Annotated in this window: 1 protein-coding gene; it reads right to left on the bottom strand. The window is 63.9% G+C overall.

All coding sequences use genetic code 11. The annotated features are described in order from the left end of the window. Positions 1 to 556: 556 nt before the first annotated feature. Positions 557 to 3711 (bottom strand): helicase-related protein (locus tag EH240_RS36440; protein ID WP_342634129.1); only part of this gene is annotated, 3155 nt, incomplete at its 5' end.

The following is a 3711-nucleotide window of genomic DNA, read 5'->3' as shown; positions in this document are numbered from 1 at the left end:
ACGGATCGTAGCCAGCAGCAGGGCGTCGGCCTGCGGACTCGACTTCGAGCGTCGCGCCTTGTCGGGATTATCCTTCAGCGCGCGCGGATCGACAAACTTCAGTTCCATGGAGATGCTCCTTCAAGGGTTTGCGGACACCGCTGTTCGCTGTGTCCTTCCTCGTCTTCTTCCCGAAGACATCCCCCGGCCCGCGGAGCGGGCGGGCCGGTGCAACCGCGGCCGAGCATCCCTGTCCGGCTGGCCGAGCGGGGCTCACAGCCCTGCGCAGGGCGACGCGGCCGGGATCGCGAGCGGCGCGGTTGAGCGCCAGCGTCAGCGGCCCGCCCGATCTGCGAGCGGGTTCTATTCTTCCTCCGTTTTCCTTTCCTAAATCCCTGCGACGTCGATCTGGAACCCAACGATCCCGAGACGGGCGCCGCCACGATTTGCATCGCGGCTTGCGGACTGTGCTGAGCGTATATGGGCGGGCCTCCTGCATCGCCTGCACCCGAGCCGGCTTGGACCTTTGCCGGCGGTCGGTGCCTGACACAATGACCGGCGGCCTGTGTCGAGCCCGCTATGCGGCGGCACGCTGATCCTGGCCATCAATCGAAGACGCAAGATCGGTTTCGATTTCCGCAAGCTGCCGGCGCTTCTCGGCGAGTTCACCAGCGAAACCGAACTCGCCGCCCTCACGCGAGCGATAGGATGTGAGCCTGCGCTCGGCATCCTCAAGACGCTGGCGGTATCGTTCCTGCTCGCCCTCGAAGCCGGCCAAGGCATGCTCGAGCCGGGCGATGGCGCCAAGCGGCGTGGTGGTGACAGGGAGCTCGATTTCATAATCGGCGCCGGTGCGCATCAGTTTGGTGGCATAGCGGTAGCCGTCCTTGCCGAAGCGCTCGCCGGAATATTCGAAATCGAACCCGCCGATCGAGGCGATGATGGTTTCGCCTTTGTGTTGAAGCTGCACGAGAGTCAGGATTTCCTTCATCAGCGCACGACCGGCGTCTTTGCGCTCCGTGAACGCGTCGCCCCGGACCACCATGCTGAACCCATCGCCGGTCGTCGGCACGAGGCGCTCGATGTCCTTCCCGACCTCGCCGATGCGCCGGGTCGAATATTCGATATCGCGCTCGGCATCGCGGATCTGCCGCCGAATGGCGTGCTCATCATCGATGTGGGCCGCGCGAAGGCGCTCCAGACGGGCAATGTCCGCCTCCAGGCCTGCCTTCTGCATCAGACGCGGATCGCCAGAGGCGATCGCCTTGGCCATCGCGAACTGGTTGGCCTGCCCTCCACCCATATCCTCCAACCGCCGAATGGACGTGTCTCCGGAGAGGGCCGCCGCGATGAACCGAGCCTTGCGCTCGTTGTTCTGCCACATCTGGGCGTCCATCGATCCTTCCGTGGCGTAGGCGAAGATATCGACGACCTCATGCTGGTTGCCCTGCCGCAGGATACGACCTTCGCGCTGCTCGATCTGGGAGGGAAGCCACGGCACGTCGAGATGATGCAGCGCCTTGAGGCGGAGCTGCGCGTTGACGCCGGTGCCCATCGTGTCGGAGGAGCCGATCAGGAACCGGATTTTTCCAGCGCGCACATCGCCGAACAGGCGCTGCTTGGCCTCCGACTTCTTGAACTCCTGCATGAAGGCAATTTCCGATGCCGGAATGCCCCTGCGGACCAGTTCATCCCTGATCCAGCGATAGGCCGAGAAGCCTCTGGTTTTCTCGACGCCGATCGTGCCGAGATCGGAGAAGATCATCTGCGCTGCGCCCGTAAGCTCGAACGGCTTGCCGTCGGCGCGGACATAGCTGCTTTGCGCTGTTTCCCGCCAGATACGGAAGGCGTTGCCGATGAGAGCGTTGAGCTTGTTGTCCGGTTCGTTGTCGTTGTCCGGATCGACCAGGCGCAGGTCGATAGCGGCGTGACGCCCGTCGGTGATGACCGAGAGCAGGATGTCGTCCCCAGGTTCTGCCGGACGGTCGCGCTCCTCGATGGCCTTGATGCGGGCGTCGAGCACCGTCTGGTAGCGCTTGAAGGCCGCGGACGGCTTGGCGGTGATGATCTGACGTGCGCCGGTCGAAAGCGCCGGCACCTTCACATATGCCCGAAGGTCTTGCGGCATCACCACATCGGCGAAGGAGCGGAACATGGCGATCAGCTCCGGCACGTTGACGAACGTGGCGAAGCGCGTCACCGGCTTGTATTTGCCTGATGGCTGCAATTCGAGTTCAGTCGTGACGTCGCCGAAGGTCGAAGCCCAGGCGTCGAACTCGTGCAGGCCGCGCTGAAGCAGCGCCTCGTAACCGAGATAGCGCTGCAGCGAGAACATTTCGCCAAGCGTATTGGTGATCGGCGTGCCGGAGGCCAGCACGAGCGCCCGGCCCGGATTCTTCGTCTCCACGAACCGGGATTTGACATAAAGGTCCCAGGCCCGCTGCGAGCCGTTCGGATCGACGCCCTTGAGCGTCGACATGTTGGTCGCGAAGCTGCGCTTCCTGAACTCCTGGGCTTCGTCGACGATGATCTGGTCGACGCCGATCTCGGAGATGGTGAGCAGGTCGTCCTTGCCAGTCGAGAGCGACTCCAGCCGGTCCTTGAGCCCCTCCTTCAGCCGCTCGAGGCGCTTGCGCGAGACGCGGTCGTCGCTCTCGACCTTGGTCAGCAGCGTCTCGTAGAGCTCCAATTCGTCCTGGATCATCTGCTGCTCGAAGGCGGACGGCACGCCGATGAAGCGGAAGGCGCTGTGGGTGATGATGATCGCATCCCAGGTCGCCGTCGCCGCACGCGACAGGAAGCGATGTCGCTTGTCCCTGGAAAAATTGGTCTCGTCGGCGACGAGGATGCGGGCGGTCGGATAGAGCGCCAGGAATTCGCGGGCCATCTGTGCAAGGCAATGGCCGGGAACGACCAACATGGCCTTGGCGATCAGGCCAAGCCGGCGCTGCTCCATGACGGCCGCGGCAATCGTCATGGTCTTGCCGGCGCCGACGGCGTGGGCGAGGTAGGTCGAGCCGGCCGAGACGATGCGCCAGATGCCGCGCTTTTGGTGCCCATAAAGAGAAAAGGCGCCGGAGGCGCCTGGAAGCTGCAGGTGATCCCCGTTGAATCGTCGGGGGGCGATGTTGTTGAAGCGGTCGTTATAGACCCGCGCCAGCCGGTCGGTCCGGTCGGGATCGGACCAGATCCAGTTCTGGAAAGCGGTCTTGATCTTCTGCAGCTTTTGCTTGGCGGCTTCCGTATCCACGACATTGAGCACGCGCTTTTCAGCAGTGCCCTCCTTCACCGTATCGAAGATCTGCGGCACCCGGCTGTTCAGCGCGTCGGCTATGAGCTCGCCGGCATGACGGCGGTCGGTGCCCCATTCGGACGTGCCGGCCGCCATCCATCCCAATTGCCGCGCCTCAACGGTCCACGATGCCAGCTCCGGCATATGATGGATCCTGATCTCGGCACCCATCGTCTCGTGCACGAAGGCCACGACATCGTCGGCTGGAATCCACGGCGCACCAAGCCGGGCGGTAATATCGGAAGGCCGCAGATCGGCCGGCTGAACCTCGACCAGAGCACGGACGTTGCGCTCGAAGACGGGGTCGAGTGCGGCAGCGGCTTGCGCGGCCTTGAGCTTGTCGCGAACCTGACCGGAGAGATAGGCGTCGGCCGTTTGCCAAGAACCGGTCTCCGGATCACGAAAGAGGGCGTCGCCGAGTTCGGCGATGACTGCTTCGA

This window comes from Mesorhizobium tamadayense (genome assembly GCF_003863365.1).
In the GTDB taxonomy this organism is placed as follows: Bacteria; Pseudomonadota; Alphaproteobacteria; order Rhizobiales; family Rhizobiaceae; genus Mesorhizobium; species Mesorhizobium tamadayense.
This window is presented reverse-complemented; position numbering and strand designations above follow the sequence as displayed.